Annotated in this window: 16 protein-coding genes; 8 read left to right on the plus strand and 8 right to left on the minus strand. The window is 69.8% G+C overall.

What is annotated here, in order from left to right:
- Positions 1–213: 213 nt before the first annotated feature.
- From H0B56_RS00215 to H0B56_RS00235, 5 genes are all read right to left on the minus strand, one after another.
- Positions 214–2,037, minus strand: coding sequence for a phosphoenolpyruvate carboxykinase (GTP) (locus H0B56_RS00215; protein WP_180890889.1), 1,824 nt, complete (start codon positions 2,035–2,037; stop codon positions 214–216).
- A 311-nt stretch (positions 2,038–2,348) separates the two neighbouring features.
- The gene (locus H0B56_RS00220) at positions 2,349–3,044 is read right to left on the minus strand and encodes a hypothetical protein (protein WP_180890890.1); all 696 of its coding nucleotides are present in this window, start codon (positions 3,042–3,044) and stop codon (positions 2,349–2,351) included.
- 154 nt (positions 3,045–3,198) lie between these two features.
- On the minus strand, positions 3,199–5,022 hold the full coding sequence (locus H0B56_RS00225) for a dynamin family protein (RefSeq protein WP_180890891.1): 1,824 nt from the start codon (positions 5,020–5,022) through the stop codon (positions 3,199–3,201).
- Positions 5,019–5,330, minus strand: coding sequence for a nucleotide exchange factor GrpE (gene grpE / locus H0B56_RS00230; RefSeq protein WP_425484477.1), 312 nt, complete (start codon positions 5,328–5,330; stop codon positions 5,019–5,021). Before grpE ends, H0B56_RS00225 begins: the two co-directional genes overlap by 4 nt.
- 119 nt (positions 5,331–5,449) lie before the next feature.
- Complete coding sequence (locus H0B56_RS00235) at positions 5,450–7,060, minus strand: dynamin family protein (RefSeq protein ID WP_180890893.1); 1,611 nt, start codon at positions 7,058–7,060, stop codon at positions 5,450–5,452.
- Positions 7,061–7,303: 243 nt separating this feature from the next.
- On the opposite strand from H0B56_RS00235, the gene H0B56_RS00240 reads away from it, so the two are divergent.
- The 6 genes from H0B56_RS00240 to H0B56_RS00265 all read left to right on the plus strand — a co-directional run bounded on the left by H0B56_RS00240 (position 7,304) and on the right by H0B56_RS00265 (position 13,651).
- Positions 7,304–8,536: a sensor histidine kinase gene (locus tag H0B56_RS00240; protein WP_343063688.1), complete on the plus strand. Its 1,233-nt coding sequence runs from the start codon at positions 7,304–7,306 to the stop codon at positions 8,534–8,536.
- A gap of 102 nt (positions 8,537–8,638) precedes the next feature.
- Positions 8,639–9,307, plus strand: a complete 669-nt coding sequence (locus H0B56_RS00245; protein ID WP_180890894.1) for a response regulator — start codon at positions 8,639–8,641, stop codon at positions 9,305–9,307.
- A 268-nt stretch (positions 9,308–9,575) separates the two neighbouring features.
- On the plus strand, positions 9,576–10,523 hold the full coding sequence (locus H0B56_RS00250; RefSeq protein ID WP_180890895.1) for an ABC transporter ATP-binding protein: 948 nt from the start codon (positions 9,576–9,578) through the stop codon (positions 10,521–10,523).
- Between the two features lie 31 nt (positions 10,524–10,554).
- Positions 10,555–11,313, plus strand: coding sequence for an ABC transporter permease (locus H0B56_RS00255; protein ID WP_180890896.1), 759 nt, complete (start codon positions 10,555–10,557; stop codon positions 11,311–11,313).
- Positions 11,314–11,676: 363 nt separating this feature from the next.
- Entirely contained in the window at positions 11,677–12,321 is a 645-nt protein-coding gene (gene trmB / locus H0B56_RS00260; protein ID WP_219632156.1) for a tRNA (guanosine(46)-N7)-methyltransferase TrmB, read from the plus strand.
- A gap of 19 nt (positions 12,322–12,340) precedes the next feature.
- A complete protein-coding gene (locus tag H0B56_RS00265) occupies positions 12,341–13,651 on the plus strand; it encodes an amidohydrolase family protein (protein WP_180890898.1) in 1,311 nt (436 codons plus the stop codon).
- A 6-nt stretch (positions 13,652–13,657) separates the two neighbouring features.
- Here the strand turns inward: H0B56_RS00265 and H0B56_RS00270 are convergent, their stop codons facing one another.
- The 3 genes from H0B56_RS00270 to H0B56_RS00280 form a co-directional block, all read right to left on the minus strand.
- Positions 13,658–14,341: an SDR family oxidoreductase gene (locus tag H0B56_RS00270; RefSeq protein WP_180890899.1), complete on the minus strand. Its 684-nt coding sequence runs from the start codon at positions 14,339–14,341 to the stop codon at positions 13,658–13,660.
- Between the two features lie 104 nt (positions 14,342–14,445).
- The gene (locus H0B56_RS00275) at positions 14,446–15,564 is read right to left on the minus strand and encodes an inositol-3-phosphate synthase (RefSeq protein ID WP_180890900.1); all 1,119 of its coding nucleotides are present in this window, start codon (positions 15,562–15,564) and stop codon (positions 14,446–14,448) included.
- A 53-nt stretch (positions 15,565–15,617) separates the two neighbouring features.
- Positions 15,618–16,199 (minus strand): PadR family transcriptional regulator, encoded by a 582-nt coding sequence (locus H0B56_RS00280; RefSeq protein ID WP_089299414.1) that lies wholly within the window; start codon positions 16,197–16,199, stop codon positions 15,618–15,620.
- 330 nt (positions 16,200–16,529) lie between these two features.
- Here H0B56_RS00280 and H0B56_RS00285 point away from each other — a divergent pair, with 330 nt between their 5' ends.
- Both H0B56_RS00285 and H0B56_RS00290 read left to right on the plus strand, forming a co-directional pair.
- Positions 16,530–16,937 carry a DUF5318 family protein gene (locus H0B56_RS00285; RefSeq protein ID WP_180890901.1) on the plus strand — a complete coding sequence of 136 codons (408 nt, stop codon included), beginning with the start codon at positions 16,530–16,532 and terminating at the stop codon, positions 16,935–16,937.
- A gap of 13 nt (positions 16,938–16,950) precedes the next feature.
- Positions 16,951–19,725, plus strand: a complete 2,775-nt coding sequence (locus H0B56_RS00290; RefSeq protein WP_343063689.1) for a transglycosylase domain-containing protein — start codon at positions 16,951–16,953, stop codon at positions 19,723–19,725.
- The last annotated feature ends 61 nt before the right edge of the window (positions 19,726–19,786 follow it).

A 19,786-nucleotide genomic window follows, 5' to 3' on the forward strand; every position in this document is an offset into this window, starting at 1 on the left:
CGCACGTCACCGGACGCGCGTCACTCATCATCCCAACAGAGTAGTGACTCCACACCTTGTGCACAGAATTATCCACAAGGAGTGGACAACTCGGTCCGCGTTACCCACAGCACCCCGTACCACCGCTCGCCGGGCCCGGTGCGCGGTGCACGGGGTCAGGCACACGTGTGGGCCCGAGGAAGTATCCCCGGGCCCACACGTGCATCGGACGGCTCAGCCGAGGCGCTGCTTCAGCGCCTCCAGCTCGTCCCGCAACGACGTCGGCAGCCGGTCGCCGATCTTGTCGAACCATTCCTCGATCAGCGGGATCTCCGCGCGCCACTCGTCCCGGTCGACCTCGAGGCAGGCCTCGATATCCTCGATCGGGTCGTCCAGGCCGGAGAGGTCGAGCTGATCGGCGCTGGGCACCCAACCGATCGGCGTCTCGGTCGCGGCCGCCTTACCCTCGATCCGCTCGATGATCCACTTCAGCACGCGGGAGTTCTCGCCGAAGCCCGGCCACAGGATCCGCCGGTCCGAACCGCGACGGAACCAGTTGACGTAGAAGATCTTCGGCAGCTTCGTCGCGTCGGCACTCTTGCCGGTGTCGATCCAGTGCTGGAAGTAGTCCCCGGCGTTGTACCCGATGAACGGCAGCATGGCCATCGGGTCACGCCGCACCTCACCGACCTTGCCGGCAGCGGCCGCGGTCTTCTCGCTGGACAGCGTGGCACCGAGGAACGTGCCGTGCTGCCAGTCCCGCGCCTCGTTGACCAGCGGCACCGTGGTGGCGCGGCGACCACCGAACAGGATCGCCGAGATCGGCACACCGTTGGGGTCGTCCCACTCGGGAGCCAGGATGGGGCACTGCGACATCGGCGTGCAGTACCGCGAGTTCGGGTGGGCGGCAGGCTCCTCGGAGTCCGGGGTCCAGTCCTGCTTCTTCCACGAGGTGGCGTGGGAGGGCGTGTTCTCCATCTCCTCCCACCACACGTCGCCGTCGTCGGTCAGCGCGACGTTGGTGAAGACCGAGTTGCCCTTCTCGATCGTGCGCATCGCGTTCGGGTTGGTCTTCCAGTTGGTACCCGGCGCGACACCGAAGAAACCCGCCTCCGGGTTGACGGCGTACAGGCGGCCGTCCGAGCCGAACCGCATCCACGCGATGTCGTCGCCGAGCGTCTCCACCCGCCAGCCCGGGATAGTGGACTCGAGCATCGCCAGGTTCGTCTTGCCACACGCCGAGGGGAACGCCGCGGCGACGTAGTAGACCTTGTCCTCCGGCGAGATCAGCTTGAGGATCAGCATGTGCTCGGCGAGCCAGCCCTCGTCGCGCCCGATCACCGAAGCGATACGCAGCGAGAAGCACTTCTTGCCGAGCAGCGCGTTACCACCGTAGCCGGAGCCGAAGCTCCAGATCAGGCGCTCCTCGGGGAAGTGCGTGATGTACTTCGTGTCGTTGCACGGCCATGGCACGTCGGCCTGCCCTGGCTCGAGCGGCGCACCAAGGGAGTGCAACGCGCGGACGAAGCCACGCTCGCTGCCGTCGTCGGCATAGAACTTCTCCAGGGCCGCCGACCCCATGCGCGTCATGATGCGCATCGACGCGACCACGTACTCCGAGTCGGTGAGCTCGATGCCGAGCTTGGGGTTGTCGTCGCTGAGCGGGCCCATGCAGAACGGGATCACGTACATGGTCCGGCCGCGCATCGAGCCCCTGTAGAGCTCGGTCATCGTCGCCTTCATCTGATCCGGGTGCATCCAGTTGTTCGTCGGCCCGGCATCAGCCTCGGACTGCGAACAGATGAAGGTGCGCTCCTCGACACGCGCCACATCGCTTGGGTCGGACGCGGCCCAGTAGGAGTTCGGCTTGCCCTCCAGCGGGACGAACGTGCCGGCGTCGACAAGCTTCTTGTTGATTCGCTCCGACTCCTCGTCCGAGCCGTCGATCCACACCACGCGATCAGGCGTGGTGAGCTCCGCGACCTCACGCACCCACTCCAGCACCTGGCTGTGTGTCGTGGGAGCGCTGTCCAGTCCCGGGATGGCTACAGCAGTCATCTCGTTCAATCTCCTGACTCCGACGCGATAAGCCCGCCCCAGAACGTCACTGTCCTGGCGCGGGCTTCCTTGCCGGCGACCGAATAACTTCGCACCCCCGTCGAAGGTCGGGTAACCGCGACGGGGTGCTCGATTGCGGGATCCTTCGAGACTAGCCGGATTAAGCGCCGATGGCTGGGGGGTGTCCTGTCGGTTCTCTCACAAGAACGATAAGGGAATCGATTCAGATTGCTCCAACCCGCTGAACGGGCGACGCCGCACAGGGCGGTGAGTTGTGCGCAATCACACCCTTGCGGGCGCGGTGAGAATCGCTACCGGGTGATCCACTGCCCGGTTGCGGGGTCGACGGTCGTCATGCCGCTCGCCCCGGAGCCTGCCGCCTCGCCGGCGGCGGGCGAGGCGGCAGGCTCGGCTGAGCCGCTCGCCGTGCCGGGAGCCTGCGACTCGCCGACCTCGATCCACTGGCCGTCGCCGGTGTGCTCGAGCACCGTCGACGACCCGTCCGGCGCCACGACCACCGCCACATCGGCCTGCCCGTCGCCGGTCGAGTCGGTGAAGTAGTACGCCGTGCCGTCCGCTTCCTCCACAACAGCGGTGTCCGGCTCGCCGTCGTGGTCGGTGTCCACCGTCGCAGGCCCGACCTCGATCCGGCCGTCCGGAAACTCCGCGGTCATCGGGCCGTCCGTCCCGGTCTGCGTCTCGTCCGCGGCGGGTCCCTGCGTGCCGGGATCCACCGCGACCCACTCCCCGGAGGACTCGTCGTAGGCCGCGACCGAGACGGTGCGGCCCTGGCTGTCGAGCTCCACGTACTCGTCGGCCGAACCGGAGCCGTCGGTGTCGACGAACGCCCGGGCACCGTCCTCCTCACGGACGAGCACCGTGTCGTACTCCCCGTCCCCGCTGGAGTCGAGGTTCATCTCGGCGGTGTATTCCTCACCGTCCACGGTGACCGTCATGTCCTCCGAGGTCGCGACCTCGTCGGTGCCGCCGGACTCGTCGATGTACATCGCCTGGTCCCCCTTCGCAGATACTCGTCGGAATGTAGCCGGCGCCGGTGGGCGCGGTCCGATCCTTGGACTCACCGTAAGCCGCCACGGTTCCCCGGCCAAGACCGCGTTCGTGCGTTCCGCACCGGCCCTGACCTGCTCCTTCCCGGCCCGCTCACGAGACCGAGCCGAGCAGTTTCCTCGCCCGCTGCTGCCCGTCGGTCACCGCCTTGAGCTGCCTGGACACCTCGCCGAGACGCCTGGAACGCTCCTGCGCGCTGAGTTTCAACGCCTTGTCCACCTCGACCAGCTCCGCGTCGATGGCCTCGATACGCTTGCCGAGAGCGTCGTCCAGCGCCAGCGACAGCTGCTGCTCGGCGTCGATGATCTGCTCGGAGACCAGCTGGTCGAGCATCGCCCGCGCTTCCGCGATCGACTCGGTCAGCCACTGCTTCATGTGCTGCTTGTCCGCGGCGTGCCTGCGCGTGCGAGCCATCCACCATCCGGCGCCGAGGCCGACCGCGATGGTCGCGGGCAGCACGACGGGGTTGAACAGCGCCATCCCGGCCAGCGGCGCCGCGGCGATCTTGCCGGCGCCGAAACCGCCCGACACCCCCATGAACACCAGCAGCTTGTCCTCCGCGGTCGGCGGGCGCTTGTCCGGGGGACGGACGACCACCTGTGGCTGGGTGCCCTTGGCGAACTGGGACCGCACGACGCGCAGCTCGTCCTGCGCGAACAGGTCCGCGAGGACCGTCTCGGTGACCTCGTTCAGCCGCCGCCCCAGCAGCTCGGAGAGCTTGCCGGACAGCACCTGGAGGGCGGCGTCCACCTCCTGCGGCAGGGCTGCCAGCGCGTCCCGGTCGGAGGCGTCGACCTGCTGGCGGAACCAGGACTGCACGTCGCGGGTCTGGCGGCTGACCTCGTGGCTGCACTCCAGCCTGGCGCGCTGGATCTCACTACGCAGCGTGACCTGCCAGCCCTTCGTCGACGACCGACGCTGGGCGCCCAGCTCATCGCGACGCTCCCGCAACGACTGCGCCTCGTCCTCCCCGGAGGACAGCGAGCGATGCGTCCCCTCGAGCACGCTTTCCTGCTCGTCCAGCGCCGTCAACGCCGCCCGCAACGCGTTGGCCTCGGCCAGCACGTCCGCGCGGCCGACCACCAGGCGCTGCACGGCCTCCTGCAGTCCCGCGATGCCGGACTGCTCCCGCAGCACCCGCGCGGCCTTCTCGTTCGGTGCCGACGCGGCCCTGGCGAACATCAGCGCCGACACCGCGTGGAACTCGGCCCCGGCGAACCGGGGCGCGTGCCTGCGCAGCAGCTCCCTGTTGTCCTCGAGTACCTGCCGCCAGCCGCGGAAGGAGTCGGTCTTCGACAGCACGAACAGGACCGTCTCGACGTTGTCGGCCATACGCGTCAGGAAGTCGAGCTCGGTCGAGGTGAACGGGGCGGAAGCGTCCACGACGTACAGCAGGGCCGTCGCCGCGGACGCGGCACGCATCGCGCGCTCGCCGTGCATGGAGTTCAGCCCGCCCACACCGGGCGTGTCCACCAGCGTCAACCGCTCCAGCAGCGGGCACGGCCCCGCGACCTCGACGTATTCGGGGGGAAGTTGCCCTGCCGGCAGCTCGTGCGCGGCGGACGTCCAGCTGACCAGCTCGTCGAGCTCGATGGGCACCTCCGGATGGCTGCCGGGGTAGCACGCCCGCGCCTGCCAGGACTCGGCGTGGTCGAAGCGCAGGTACGTCGCCGTGGCCGGCTCGGCGTCGACCGGCGACAGGTCCGGCTCTGCCAGCAGGGCGTTCACCAGGGAGCTCTTCCCGCGCTTGGTCTCTCCGACCACGACGACCGAGGGCTTTCCCGCGGCGTTCCTCGCGGTGTCGGCCACCCAGCGGGCCGCGTCGGTGTCGAGCTCCGTGAGCACCTCGAGCAGACCGTCCCTGGCCTGCGCGAGCCGGCTCGACAGGTCCGGCTCGGTGAAGAACGGGGCCGTCACCGCGCCGCGCTCCCATCGACGGTGTACACCGTCACGACCGGGACGCGCAGCACCGTCTCCCCGTCCACGAAGCCCGCGACCTCCGTCTCCGCGATCACCCCGTCGAGCGTGCCATCCACCGTAGACACGGTGCCGCCCGCCTCGTGGACGCTGGGGTCGAACCGCGCACCGTCCGGCCGCACCGCGGTGACCCCCACCTCGGCCAGCCCCTCCTCGAGCCGCCCGGCCACGCCGCCACTGCGGGCCCGGTCGATCGCGTAGAGACACAGCTCGATCAGCGCACGCCGATCATCCTCGAGTTGCCGCATGTCCCTCTCCGACGGAGCGGCCGCCCGGTCGGTTCCGCCTGCTCGCCCGACCGGCTCGGCATGCCCTGTGGACGCGGGCACCCGCGTCCGCCTCCGGAACGACGGCGCCATCCCGGCCATCACCCGCCCTGCGTACCGCTGCCACGCAGCTGCTGCCAGATCAGAAAGTACGTCCGGTGCACGACGTGCGCGACCCGGCTCTGCGCGGGCGTGGCACCGAACGAGGCGAAGGACCGCCACCAACCGGCGCGTTCGAGGGCGTGCTCGGTCAGGTCCGCGGCCCCCGCGCCCGGCATGCCCAGCCGCTCGCCGGTGTCGGCGTTGCTACCGACCCGCAGGATCTCGTCGGTGAGGTCCTGCGGCATCTCCACGGCACCCGATACGACCAGTGTCAACGCCTCCAGCATGCGCAGCTGGTGTGCCTCCGGCCTGGCGAGCAGCACCTCGATGGCGTCGTGCACCCTGGACCGCTCGACAGGGTCGTTCGAGGAGTCGGCAAGCGCGGTCACCGAGGCCAGCGCGGCGGCGGCCTTGATGCCGTCCGCGCGCGCCGCGAACACCGTGTCCAGCCGGGACCGCACCGGCTCCAGCCCGGAGGCGTCCAGGACGATCCTGCGCAACGCGCCCGCGGTGATGTCCGGCTGCCCGCGGATGGCGTCCACGCACCGCCGGATGCCGTAAAGGTCCAGCCGCTCGAGCAGCCGGGCGCGCGTGCCTGCGGGAACGTCGCACTCCCAGGTGGTGAAGATGTCGGCCGACATCATCATCGTCTCGAGGTCCTCATCGGCCAGGGCGGCCAGCCGGCGCAGCGACTCGGCGTCGGCCGAGGTGAAGCCGCCCGACTCGGCCGACTCGGCGAGCAGCCCGACCACCGGCAGCACGTCGGCCACCCGCGGGCGTAGCGCGGTCGCCTGCCGCTCGGCAAGCAACGAGGCGGCCTTCCACACGTCGCCACCCGCGCCGTCCACCGAGTCGGGCACGACGGTGTCGGCCTTGTTCAGCACCGCGATCGCGTTCACCGGACCGGCTTCGGCGCTCGCGGTCGCCGCGGTGAACGCGGCCAGCGCCTCGTGGTCGTCGGCGCGCACGTGCTGCGTGACCACGTAGAGCACCGCCTCCGCGCCCGCCACGGCGTTACGCGAGGTCTCGTCGAGCTCGCCCATGCCCGAACCGGCGCCGTCCTCGCCAGCACCGTCGCTGCCCGCATTGCCACCCAGGTCGCCGCCCCCGAGCAGCTCCTCGGTGCGCCGCGCCGAGGCGGCGTCCAGCGACCCCAGCCCCGGCGTATCGATGACCGTCATGCCCTGCAAGACCGCATTGGTGAGGTAGACCTCCACATGCGAGACCGTGTCGAGCTCCACGCCGAGTGACTCCGGGATCATCCCGTCCGGGGAGAACGGCAGGACCTGCGTGGAGCCGTCGGTACGGACCACCTCGACGCGGTCCACGGTGCCGTACCGGAAACGGGTCACCAGGCGTGTGCACTCACCGACTGCCGTCGGCGCGACCCTGCGCCCGATCAACGCGTTCACCAGCGTCGACTTCCCGGACTTGATCCGGCCAGCCACCGCGACCTGCAAGGGCGAGGCCAGCCTGCGCGACACCTCGTCGAAACCAGCCGCGGTGCGTGCACCGACCTGCGGCCGCAACCGCCTGCAGAGGTCGGAAACCGACGCCGACAACGGCCCGGCCAGACGTGCCTGCTCGGTCACGGCCGTCAACGCCCCCATTCCCAACGCTTCGTACCCGTGCCCGCGCCCGCGAGCTCGCCGGCACGCGCTCGCTCATCCGGAGAGCATCCTGCCACGCACGCGCACGACACGCCGGATCCTCCCCTTGGCCAGTCACATGCCGGGCTCGTCACCCCACACACGTGACCGGACACCGGACGTCACCGGCAGCAGGCGGTCACGGGTCGCCGTGGTCCCACGGGGTGACGCGGCGGACGGGGCACCCGGCCTAGTGTTCGGGTCATGCGTCGGTTCAGTCTGTGGATGCGCGCGCATCCGATGGCCGGGGACAGCGCCGTGGCACTGCTGATCGCCGTGCTCGACATCGGCATCTACCTCAACAACCCGGAACGCGCCACGTGGTACGTGACGCTGCCCGTGGTGCTCGCCACGGTGCTGCCGATCGTGTTCCGCCGTCGCTACCCCGTCGCCGTCGCCTACGTCGTGCTCGTCACCGGGGCGGTGCACGCCGCGCTGGAGCTACCTCTCGCGGCGTTCGTCACCTCCGGCATCGCGGTCTACACGCTGGTGGTCTACGTCGGAAGGCGGCACGCGGCGTTCTACACAGCCGTCCTCTCGGCAGCGACCGTCGTGCAGATCCTCGTGCAGGTCGAGCGCGACCGGTGGATGCTCAGTATCGGGTTCTCCATCGGGGTGTACGTATTCAGCTGGCTGCTCGGGGAGTTCCTCGGTGCGCGCCGGGCCTACCAGGCGGAGCTGGAGGCGCGCCTGGAGCTGCTCGAGTCGGAGCGCGAGCACCTCGCCAGGCTCGCGGTAGCCGACGAACGGGGCCGGATCGCTCGCGAGCTGCACGACATCGTCGCGCACTCGGTCAGCGTGATCGTGGTGCACGCGGACGGAGCGCGTTGCACGATCGACTCCGATCCGGCGGCTGCCTGCCGCGCGATGGACACGATCTCCGAGACCGGCCGATCGGCGCTGACCGAGCTGCGCAGGCTCGTCGATGTGCTGCGCAACCCCGACTCCGAAACCGAGCCGTTGCAACCGCAGCTCGGGGTGGACGCGCTGACGGACCTGGTCGACCGGGTACGCGCCTCCGGCCTGGACGTGCGCGTGGAACGTGCCGACGACCTGGACGACCTGGATGCCGGCCTCGCGCTCGGGGTGCACCGGGTGGTGCAGGAGGCACTGACCAATGTGCTCAAGCACGCCCGCACGAGCGCTCGCACGTACGTGTCGGTCGAACGCGACACCGCCGCCGTGCATGTCACCGTTACCGACGACGGCGCGGGCAAGGCCAACCCTGTGGGGGCCGCCCAGCCCGCACCGGCAGGTGGGAACGGGATCATCGGCATGCGCGAGCGCGTGCACGTGTTCGGTGGCACCCTCTCCGTAGGGCCGCGGCTCGGCGGCGGGTGGTGCGTCCACGCGACGTTCCCCACGGCACGGGCCGGGACCGGCACCGGCGGCCCGCAACCGGACAGCTCGACCCCGACCGGGAAGGTCCGTTCATGAGGAAGGACGCGCGCCCCGACCACCCCTCCCATGGGCGCCCGATCCCGCGGACGGGCCTCACCCGAGCTGGGGATATCACTCCGGACGGAGACAGGGGGACTCGTGATTCGCGTACTGCTCGTCGATGACCAGGAACTGATGCGTGCCGGGTTCCACATGGTGCTCGGGGCCGCCGAGGACATCGAGGTGGCAGGCGAGGCGGGCGACGGGGACACCGCGGTACGGCTCACGACCGAGCTCGACCCGGATGTCGTGCTGATGGACATCCGGATGCCCGGGCTGAACGGGGTGGAGGCCACCCGGCGGATCGTGGCGTCACACCCGGCGCGGGTGCTCGTGATGACCACCTTCGACCTCGACGAGTACGTCTACTCCGCACTCAAGGCCGGGGCGAGCGGGTTCCTCCTCAAAGACACCGCCCCCGGCGACCTGATCTCCGCGTTGCGCTCGGTGGCCACCGGCGATGCGGTGGTGTCACCGAGCATCACCCGCAGGTTGCTGGACCGGTTCGCGGACTCGGCCGACCAGCCTCAGGACGACTCGGCGCTGGACGTGCTCACCGACCGCGAACGCGAGGTGCTCGCGCTGGTGGCGCGGGGCCTGTCCAACACCGAGATCGCCGGGCAGCTGTACCTGTCCGAGGCCACCGTCAAGACGCATGTCGGCAGGCTGCTTGCCAAACTGGATCTCCGCGACAGGGTGCAGGCCGTCGTGTTGGCCTACGACACCGGTCTTGCACGGCCCGGCGGGGCTCCCAGCAGGCCGTCCTGATCCCACCCGCCGCCCTGGCTGCCCACGCTGGCCCCGTCCCGTAGCCACCCCTGGACGCGAATCAGGGTCGGAATCAGGGCGATCACGGATCGTCTACGCCGCACGAAGCGACGAGACTACGACCTGGGTCGGCCACGAAATCAACCTCGGGACCGACGCGCGCGACCCCGGTGACGGGGCATGCTCGAAGAGACAACGGGGGACCGGCCGCCACCAGCACGGGGCCGGGCCGGGAATCGACCGGCACTACGGAGAGGGAGATACCACCATGATCGAGGCGAGAGGCCTCACCAAGCGTTACGGCGAGACCACAGCCGTCGACGACTTGTCGTTCGCCGCGGAGCCGGGGGTGGTGACAGGGTTCCTCGGCCCCAACGGTGCGGGCAAGTCGACCACCATGCGGATGATCCTCGGGCTCGACCGGCCCACGAGCGGTTCGGTCACCGTGAGCGGGAAGCGCTACCACGAGCTGCGCCACCCGCTGCGCACCGTGGGCGCCCTGATCGACGCTCGCTGGGTCCACCCCAACCGCTCCGCCCGATCACACCTGCGGTGGATGGCCAAGTCCAACGACATCCCGCAGCGGCGTGTCGACGAGGTGCTGGAGACCGTCGGGTTGACCTCGGTGGCGAACAAGAAGGCCGGGGGATTCTCGCTCGGCATGTCGCAGCGGCTGGGTATCGCGGGGGCGCTGCTCGGCGACCCGGAGATCCTGATGTTCGACGAGCCGGTCAACGGCCTGGACCCGGAGGGCATCCTCTGGATCCGCCGGTTCATGCACCGGCTCGCCGACGAAGGCCGCACGGTGTTCGTCTCCAGCCACCTGCTCTCCGAGATGGCGCTGACCGCCCAGGATCTCGTCGTCATCGGCAAGGGGGAGCTGATCGCGCAATGCAGCACGGCAGATTTCGTCTCCCGTGCCACCGAGGACGCGGTGAAGGTGCGCAGCCCGCAACTCGCCGAGTTCCGGCCGGTGCTGGCCGACGCGGGCGCGTCGGTACGCGGCGAGGACGGCGCGGTCCTTGTCTCCGGACTGGACAGCGACGCCATCGGTGACCTCGCCGCGCGGCACCAGGTCGTACTGCATGAGCTCAGTCCCCAGCAGGGCTCGCTGGAGCAGGCCTTCATGCAGATCACCGGCGACTCCGTGGAGTACGCCAGCGACTTCGACGACCGTGCCCCCGCGACAACCGAGCTGGCAGGCACCGCTTCCTGAGCACCCGACGGATAGAGACGAAGGCACAACGATGACTCTGCTCGCAGTTGAACGCATCAAGCTGTTCACCACCCGGTCACCGTGGTGGGGCACCCTGATCGCCCTGGCGATCGCGATCGGGTTCGCCGCGCTGACCACGGCCACCGCCGACGAAGGGTTCGTCAGCGTCGGCTCCACCCAGTTCGGCCAGTTCTTCGCCCTGACGGTCGTGATGGTGCTGGCCGCGCTGGCCATCACCACCGAGTACCGCTTCGGCACCATCCGGACCACGTTCCAGGCGATCCCGAACCGCGTGTCGGCGTTACTGGCCAAGACGACCGTGGTGTCCTCGCTGGCACTGGCGATCGGGCTGCTCGCCGCGTTCGGCGCCCTCGGTATCTCCGCCCTGATCGCCCCGGACGCCAACCTCGCGCTGACAAGCGCCGCCGACTGGCGGCAGGTCGCGGGCAACGGCCTCGTCTACGCACTCGCCGCGGTGCTCGCGCTCGCCGTGGGTATCCTGCTCCGGCACAGCGCCGCAGCGATCGCGATCCTGCTCATCTACACCGCGGTGATCGAGTCGCTGACCCCGATCATTCCCGAGATCGGGTCGACCATCCACGAGTGGATGCCGTTCAACGTCGTGGAGAAGTTCCTCAGCGGTGACGGGGGCACGCGGGCGGTCGCCGAGGCGGGGCCACCGCTGTCCACGTCGACGCTGAGCCCGTGGCTCGCGCTCGCCTACTTCGCGGCGATCGCTTTCGGCATGCTCGCCGTCGCGCTCGTGGTCGCGCATCGGCGCGACGCCTGAGCCACACGAGCCGGGTCGTGCGTCGCTCGGGGAACGCACGACCCGTCGGGGGAAAGGGCCGGACCGGTCAGGGAGATCCGGGGCGCGAAGCGCCGCGGTACGGGGTAGCTTCCCTGCCGGTCCGGCCCTCTTCGTTCCCCGGGTGCGGTCGTCACCGGTAGCTCCCCGTCACCTCGCGTGCCACACGTCCCGCCCGGGGTGATCGCCACCACCTGGGTAAAGTCGAAGTCGCCAGCCGAGCACCCAGCCCTACCGGAGACCCGACTCATCGTGAGCAGCCAACACCCCACCTCACCCGACGAGTGGTCCGGTGCGCAGCGACCCCGCCGAAACGTGGTCAGCTACGTGCACAGGGGCGGCCGCATGACCGTCGGCCAGCAGAAGGCCTGGGAACGCGGCTGGGGCCGGTACGGCCGCGACATCGCCGGACTACCGCCCGGGCAGCTGGACATCGGCGCGTGGTTCGGCAGGCAGGCCCCCGTCGTGCTGGAGATCGGTTCCGGGATGGGCGAGACCACGGCCGAGCTCGCCTACAACGCTCCCGACCTCAACCACCTCGCCGTGGAGGTCTACGCGGCTGGTCTCGGTCAGTTGCTGCTGCGCGCCGAGAAGCTGGAGCTGGACAACCTGCGGCTGCTGCGCGGCGACGCCGTCGTGCTGTTGCGCGAGCACCTCGCGCCGGAGTCGTTGCACCAGGTCCGCATCTTCTACCCCGACCCGTGGCCGAAGAAGCGGCACCACAAGCGCAGGCTCATCCAACCGGAGTTCGTGTCCTTGCTGGCCTCCAGGATCGAGAAGGGCGGCACCCTGCACCTGGCCACCGACTGGCAGGACTACGCCGAGCAGATGCGCGAGGTGTGCGCGGCCGAGCCGCTGCTGTACAACCCGCATGCGCGGCAGCCGGGTGGCTGGGCGCCGCGGCCGGTGTGGCGACCGGTCACGAAGTTCGAGTCGCGCGCGGAGAGCGAGGGACGCGTCTCCCGTGACCTCATCCTGGAGCGCGTGTGAACGTGGCACGATCGGGCCCATGTCACGTCGAATCCACGCGCCGATCGTCCTGCCGTGCGGCGACCCTTTCACCGTGCTACGTGACGCCACGGTGGATGTGGACGCCACCGGCACCATCACCTACTGCGGACCGCGGGCCGGCGCGCCGGAGCGGCACGACGCGGCCGTCTCCGAGCTCACCGGGATCCTGCTGCCCGGGCTGATCAACGCGCACGCGCACAGCCCGATGACCCTGCTGCGCGGCATGGGGGGCGACCTGCCCCTGATGCGCTGGCTGCACGAGGTGGTCTTCCCGGCCGAGGCCGCGCTCACCCCGGACGACGTACACGCGGGCATGCTGCTCGGTTCCGTCGAGATGCTCCGCCACGGCGTGACCACCAGTACCGAGATGTACTACCAGGGCGAGCGGGTCGCCGATGCCGTGCTGCGTACCGGAGGCCGGCTGGTGCTGACCGGACCCGTGATCGACCTGCCCGGGCTGAGCTGGCGCGCAGCCGTCAAGCACATCGACGACTGGATCGACACCGACGGCCGGATCTTCGGTCCCGGGCAGCGCATCGAACTCGGTTACGGGCCGCACTCGGCGTACATGCTGCCCGCCGACGCGCTGGAGGTGATCGCGGAGTCCGCACGCGCCCGCGAAGCGCTCGTGCACATCCACGCCGCCGAGACCGCGGGCGAGGACACCGAGCTGCGCGAGCGGTACGGCTCGGTACCGCGGTTGCTCGACGAGGTCGGCGTGCTGTCCGGGCGGGCGCTGCTGGCGCACGCGGTGCATGTCGACGCCACCGATATCGCGCTGCTGGCGCGCAGCGGCGCCAGCGTGGCGCACTGTCCCGGCTCGAACGCCAAGCTCGCCTCCGGAATCGCCCCGCTGAACGAGCTGCTCGCCGCGGGTGTTCCCGTCGGCCTTGGCACAGACGGCCCGGCCAGTAACGACGACCTGGACCTGTTGCACGAGGTGCAGCTGACCGCGATGCTGGCGCGGCTGAGCACCGGCGACTCCACCGCCGTGTCCGCGGAGCAGGCCCTGCTGCTGGCCACCCGCGACGGGGCAGCCGCCCTCGGCCGCACCGACATCGGCACGATCGAGCCGGGGCGGTGGGGCGACCTGGTGCACATCGACCTGGATGATCCCGCGTTCGTCGCGGGCGCGGACGCCCCGGACGAGCAGCTGGTCGCGAACCTGGTGTGGGGTGCGGGCTCCCGGCGCGTCACCGACGTCTGGGTCGCCGGGGAACACGTCGTCACCGAGGGCGAGTCGACACGTGTCGACCGTGGCCAGGCGCAGGCGGACGTGCGCGCGACCGCGGGGCGCCTGCGCGGGTGAGGAGGATCAGCCCGGGCGGACGGTGATCTCCGTGACATGCGCGTCCGCGGTCGCCGTGACCGCGTGGCGCACCGCACCGGCCACCGACTCCGGGCGGAGGAACTGCTCGGGCTCGTAGCGGCGGCCCTCGCCCGCGACGATGGCTTCCTGCATCGGCGTGGCGGTACGTCCCGGGTACACCGACGTGACCCGCAGCCCGGCAGGCTCTTCCTCGCCGCGCAACGAGTCGGCGAACCCGCGCAAGGCGAACTTGCTCGCCGCGTACGGACCCCAGCCCGGTCGCGCGTTGTGTCCGGCGCCCGAGTTGATCAGCACGACGTGCCCGCGCGCCTCGCGTAGCGCAGGCAGTAGCTGCCTGGTCAGCTCCGCGACCGCGGCGACGTTGACCTCGAAGTTGGCACGCCAGTCGGCCATGCTCGCCTGCTCCACCGTGCCCAGCGTGGCGATGCCCGCGGAGTGCACCAGCACGTCCAGTTCGGTGACGCCGTGCACAGCCTCGGCGATCCTGTCCGGGTCGGTCAGGTCGACCTGCCAGGGTGTCGCCGCGGGCAACGAGGAGGCCAGGGCGTCGAGGGAACGCTTGTTCCGCCCGCCGAGCAGCAGGTGGTGGGTAGGTGCCAGCGCGTGCGCCACGGCGGTTCCGATGCCACTGGATGCCCCGGTCACCAGGGCCAAGGGTGATCGCGTCATAACCGCCACCGTAGCGTCGCAGGGCGCGGCGGCGGGGAGCCCGAGGTGACCTTGGTTCCGTAGAAGGAGCCGCATGTCACCTTGGGCTCCCCGCCCCGGGCGGTTTAGTCCTCGCCGTTGATGAAGCGCTCCACGGCGTCGTGCGCGACGGAGTCGTGGTACTGCTCCGGCGGCGACTTCATGAAGTAGGACGAGGCGCCGAGCACGGGACCGGCGACGCCCCGGTCCTTGGCGATCTTGGCCGCGCGTACCGCGTCGATGATGATTCCCGCCGAGTTCGGCGAGTCCCACACCTCCAGCTTGTACTCCATGTTCAGCGGAACGTCGCCGAAGGCACGGCCCTCCAGGCGGACATACGCCCACTTGCGGTCGTCCAGCCAGGCCACGTAGTCGGACGGGCCGATGTGCACGTTGTCCTTACCGAGATCACGATCGACCTGCGACGTCACCGACTGGGTCTTGGAGACGCGCTTGGACTCGAGCCGCTCCATCTCCTTCATGTTCATGAAGTCCATGTTGCCGCCGACGTTGAGCTGCATCGTGCGATCCAGCTGCACGCCGCGATCCTCGAACAGCTTCGCAAGCACTCGGTGCGTGATCGTCGCGCCGACCTGCGACTTGATGTCGTCGCCGACGATCGGCACGCCGGCGTCGGTGAACTTCTGCGCCCACTCCGGGTCCGAGGCGATGAACACGGGGAGCGCGTTGACGAAGGCGACACCGGCATCGACGGCGCACTGCGCGTAGAACTTGTCCGCATCCTCTGAGCCGACCGGAAGGTACGAGACCAGCACGTCGACCTCGGCCTCACGCAAAGCCGCGACGACGTCGACGGGCGTGTCATCGGACTCGGAGATCGTCTCCCTGTAGAAACGGCCCAGCCCGTCATGGGTGTGCCCCCGCTGCACGGTGACGCCGAGCGGCGGCACATCCGCGATCTTGATGGTGTTGTTCTCGCTCGCCACGATCGCCTCGGACAGATCGCGGCCGACCTTCTTCGCATCCACGTCGAACGCCGCGACGAACTGCACGTCACCAATGTGGTAGTCACCGAACTGCACGTGCATCAGTCCAGGCACACGCGAGTCGACATCGGCGTCACGGTAGTACTCGACGCCCTGCACAAGAGACGCCGCGCAATTGCCGACGCCAACGATGGCCACCCTGACAGCGTTATCGGCTCGAGCGCTCGAGCTGCTCGCGCTGCGGCGGTTCTCGCCCATGCCGGTTCTCCTTCACTTGAGACTTGTCACTGCTGTGGCTACAAGACAGCGACTCATTCCATCTGCTTGCGCTGCTCCGCTTGCTCGTGCGCGATCAGCTCGTTGAGCCAGCGCACTTCGCGTTCGCTGCTCTCCAGGCCGAGCCTGTGCAGCTCGCGGGTATAGCGATCGATCCGTTCCTCGGCGCGGGACAGCGCGGCACGCAACCCTTCCCGCCGTTCCTCCACGCGGCGCCTGCGCCCTTCCAGGATCCGCATCCGCACATCGGCGGGCGTGCGGGAGAAAAAGGCCAGGTGCACTCCGAAACCCTCGTCGTCCCAGGTCTGCGGCCCCGCGTCGCCGACGAGCTCGGCGAACCGCTCCTTGCCGTCGGCCGTGAGCTTGTACACGCGTCGCGCCTTACGGCCCCAGGTGCGGTTCTGGCCGCGCTGGGTACCGGATGTGGACTCACCCTCGCCGAGTTCAGCAGGCTCCTCCGCGATCAGGCCCGCACGCTGCAACCTGCGCAAGGTGGGGTAGACCGACCCGTACGAGAACGTCCGGAACATCCCCAGCGTGTCGTGCAGGCGTTTCCGCAGCACATAGCCGTGCATCGGCGCCTCGTGCAGCAGCCCGAGGATCGCGAACTCCAGCATCCTGCACCTCCTCGCCGTGCTTATCGGCCATGCCTGCCCGCGAGACCCACCGGCGGGCCCGTGCCCGGCTCGCGCACACGGGAACCGTCCGACGAACCCGCGATATGTCATACCACTATATCGCACCGATACATCGGCGTCTCCTCATCGCGCCTGTCCCCGAGTCGGGTAGCTCACACCGATGCCGGATAGACAACCGGAGGGCCGGTGTCCGCATCCCGTCCCGGCACCGGTCCTGACCTGGCCCGCAGCTGTGGTGCCAGGTGCGTCCGCGGGAGGGGCACCGCGCGATCGTTGGGGACATCCGCCCGGGACACGTACGCTGTGCCTGTGCGGAACCAGCGACACATCGTGGACTACGCGTTACGCAAACGCGCGCTGCTCAGGCAGTACCGCGCGGGCACAGTGAGCCGCGCGGAAGTCTGTGACGCCGGTCCGTACCTGCTGCGCGCCGCCGAGTATCACGGTGAACACATCGAGCACCCGTGCCCCGTCTGCACCAGGCGAAACATGAGCCTGGTGGCGTGGGTGTTCGGTTCCGAGTTGGGGCAAGCGTCCGGATCCGCCCGCCGGCCGGATGAGCTTGATCGAATGACCCAGCTATTCTCGGAGTTCACCGTCTTTGTGGTGGAGGTGTGCCGCATGTGCCGTTGGAACCATGTCGCGATCTCCTACGTTCTCGGTACCGGCGGAACCGGCCCCGGCCGTTCACGCGCGCAGCAGGCAGCAGCCCCTTGAGTGAGGCGTATTCGTGAGCGACGAACGCAGACCAGGACGACACTCCTTCGGCGGAGGAAACCAGCCGCAGTGGCCGTCCGGCGAGGAGCCGCGCTGGCCTACCGGCGAGGAGACCCAGTGGGAACGCCCACCGGCGGGTCCGGCCCGTCCCGAGGGACCCCAGTGGCCCGGCGGTCAACACGGCAACCCACCCGGCGGGCAGCAGCCCGGTCGGCAGCCCGGGGCGGACGGCCCCGCGGGGGGTCGGCACAGCTTCAGTGAGCCCGGAGGCCCTCCACAGCAGGGTGGCGGTGGCGCACCCGGCCGTCCGCAGGGCTCGTTCGACGACGACTACGTCACGGAAATGCTCCCGCCGATCGACAGGGACGACTACCAGCCGTTCCCCGGCGCCGAGCCCCAGCTGCTCACCCACCGCGAGGACGGTACGGCCGCACCTACCGACCCCGCTGCCGAGCAACGCATCAACGCCTACCTCTCCGGCACGGCGATCACCGGCGCGGCGGGCTCCGGTGCCACGGCCGCGCATGCCGAGCCGGGAGCCGAGCCCGGCGGTGGTGGCGGCGGCGACCGCACGAAGCCCCGCCGCAGGCGCGGTGTGTGGCTGCGGCGTGCCATCTATGCCTTCGTCGCACTGTTCGTGGTGCTGCCGATGGCCGCGTTCGGCATCGCCTACCTGGTCGTGGACGTGCCGACCCCGCACGAGGTGGCCGAGGCGCAGGGCGGCGTCGTGCCCTACTTCTACTCCGACGGTGAGGAGATGGGGCGGGACGCCCCGGACGGCAACCGGGTGATCCTCAGCGCCAGCGAGATCCCGGACGAGATGAAACACGCGGCGTACGCGGCCGAGGACGCGACGTTCGAGACCAACAGGGGCTTCGACCTCACGGCTATCGCGCGCGCCGCCTACCTCCAGCTCACCGGCGGGTCCGGCGGCGGATCCACCATCACCCAGCAGTACATCAAGGTCGCGACCGACTCCGACGAGCACACGCTGCAGCGCAAGGCAACGGAGATCGTCCGCGCCTTCAAGATGAACAACCAGCAGACCAAGAGCGAGATCATCACCGCGTACCTGAACACGATCTACCTCGGTCGCGGGGCCTACGGTGTGCAGGCGGCCTCCCAGGCCTACTACGGCAAGGACGTCGAGGATCTGGACAAGCACGAGGCGGCGTTCATCGCCGGGATCATCCAGGCGCCGAGCAGGTCGGACAACCGCGACTACGCCGAGCGGCGCTGGAATTACGTGATGGACCAGATGGTCGCCAACGACTGGATGTCCGACGCCGAGCGGTCCCGGTCCGGGTTCCCCGAGCCGCTTCCCCACGAGGCCACCCAGATGACCACGATGGGCGGGCCGAAGCACTACATCAAGGAACGGATCAACGAGGAGCTCGAGGAGATCGGCTACTCGGAGTCCGAGGTCCGGGCGAACGGGTACCAGGTTCACACCACGATCGAGCAGCGCGCCCAGGACGCCGCCCAGGAGTCCGTACGCGAAGTCATGGACGGCCAGCCGGAGAACCTGCGGGACGCGCTCGTCGCCGTGGACCCCAACTCGGGGGCGGTCCGCGCCTACTACGGCGGTGAGGTCTCCGAGAAGAACCAGCGCGACTGGGCGAATACCGCGCGCAACCCCGGCTCGACCATGAAGGCGTTCGACTTCGTCGCGCTGCTCCAGCAGGGCAAGGGACCGGGGGAGACGTACGACGGATCCTCGCCTCGCACGTTCGGTGCGGGCGACGAACCGGTGACCATCAACAACGTCAACGGCGAGTCGTGCGGCAACTGCACGGTGGCCGAGGCGATGAAGCGCTCCCTGAACACCGTCTTCTACGACATGGTGGTCAACGACACCGGCCCGGCAGCGGTGGCCGAGGCGGCGCGCTCGGCCGGGATGAGCGAACGCTCCGAGCTCAGCACCGCCGACGCGGGTATCGCGATCGGCGGCGGCGCCACCACCGTCACCCCGCGCGACATGGCATCCGCCTTCGCCACCTTCGCCGCGGACGGAATTCAGCGGGACTCGCACCTGATCTCGAAGCTGACCACCGACGACGGGGAGACCATCTACCAGCACCGCCCGGAGGGCGAGCCGGCCTTCGCCAGCGACGAGGAGGAGAGCGAGCAGATCGCCGGTAACGTGACCCAGACTCTCGAGCCGGTCCTGCCCTACTCCAACCTGTCCTGCGCGGGCGGGCGGCCCTGCGCGGGCAAGACGGGAACCCACCAGTCCCACGTGGACGGGGAGAACTCGCAGGCCTGGATGGTCGGCTACACGCCGTCGATCTCCACCGCGGTGTGGGTCGGTGACTCAGGCTCGGACCCCATCCGCGACGCGAACGACGCCAAGATCTACGGCTCGGGCCTGCCGGGGCAGATCTGGAAGACGTTCACCGACACCTACCTGGAGGGTACCCCGCACGAGGACTTCACCGAGGTGAAGACGATCGGTAAGCCCTCGGAGCCACCCGAACCGACCGAACGGGAGCGGGGTGGCGGCCCGGACGACGCGCCCCCGCCCCGGGACGAGAACGGCCGCGAGGACGAGGGCCGCGAGGACGGCGGCAACGGCAACGGTGGCGACGGCGGCCAGGACGACGGTGATGGCGGCAACGGTGGCGACGGGGGCCAGGACGACGGCACCGGCGGCGAGGACGGCGGCGACGGCGGCCAGGACGACGGCACCGGCGACGACGGGGGCGACGGGGGCGACGACGGTCCCGGGAACGGCCCCGGCGGCCAGGACGGCGGTGACGAGGACGGCGGCAACGGCTTCATGCCGTAGCCGCTGACCGGGGGATCCGTGGTAACTCCACGGCGCGGGCGCACCGTGGACCGTTCGGCCT

It is taken from the genome of Haloechinothrix aidingensis (genome assembly GCF_013450155.1).
GTDB classification, from domain to species: domain Bacteria; phylum Actinomycetota; class Actinomycetes; order Mycobacteriales; family Pseudonocardiaceae; genus Haloechinothrix; species Haloechinothrix aidingensis.

Excerpts from the sequence above, each read along its gene's own strand:
- H0B56_RS00235 (WP_180890893.1), bottom strand. The coding sequence starts at position 7,060 with ATGGGGGCGTTGACGGCCGTGACCGAGCAGGCACGTCTGGCCGGGCCG.
- H0B56_RS00250 (WP_180890895.1), top strand. The coding sequence starts at position 9,576 with ATGATCGAGGCGAGAGGCCTCACCAAGCGTTACGGCGAGACCACAGCC.
- H0B56_RS00240 (WP_343063688.1), top strand. The coding sequence starts at position 7,304 with ATGCGTCGGTTCAGTCTGTGGATGCGCGCGCATCCGATGGCCGGGGAC.
- H0B56_RS00280 (WP_089299414.1), bottom strand. The coding sequence starts at position 16,199 with ATGCTGGAGTTCGCGATCCTCGGGCTGCTGCACGAGGCGCCGATGCAC.
- grpE (WP_425484477.1), bottom strand. The coding sequence starts at position 5,330 with ATGCGGCAACTCGAGGATGATCGGCGTGCGCTGATCGAGCTGTGTCTC.
- H0B56_RS00270 (WP_180890899.1), bottom strand. The coding sequence starts at position 14,341 with ATGACGCGATCACCCTTGGCCCTGGTGACCGGGGCATCCAGTGGCATC.
- trmB (WP_219632156.1), top strand. The coding sequence starts at position 11,677 with ATGACCGTCGGCCAGCAGAAGGCCTGGGAACGCGGCTGGGGCCGGTAC.
- H0B56_RS00215 (WP_180890889.1), bottom strand. The coding sequence starts at position 2,037 with ATGACTGCTGTAGCCATCCCGGGACTGGACAGCGCTCCCACGACACAC.
- H0B56_RS00275 (WP_180890900.1), bottom strand. The coding sequence starts at position 15,564 with ATGGGCGAGAACCGCCGCAGCGCGAGCAGCTCGAGCGCTCGAGCCGAT.
- H0B56_RS00255 (WP_180890896.1), top strand. The coding sequence starts at position 10,555 with ATGACTCTGCTCGCAGTTGAACGCATCAAGCTGTTCACCACCCGGTCA.
- H0B56_RS00265 (WP_180890898.1), top strand. The coding sequence starts at position 12,341 with ATGTCACGTCGAATCCACGCGCCGATCGTCCTGCCGTGCGGCGACCCT.
- H0B56_RS00220 (WP_180890890.1), bottom strand. The coding sequence starts at position 3,044 with ATGTACATCGACGAGTCCGGCGGCACCGACGAGGTCGCGACCTCGGAG.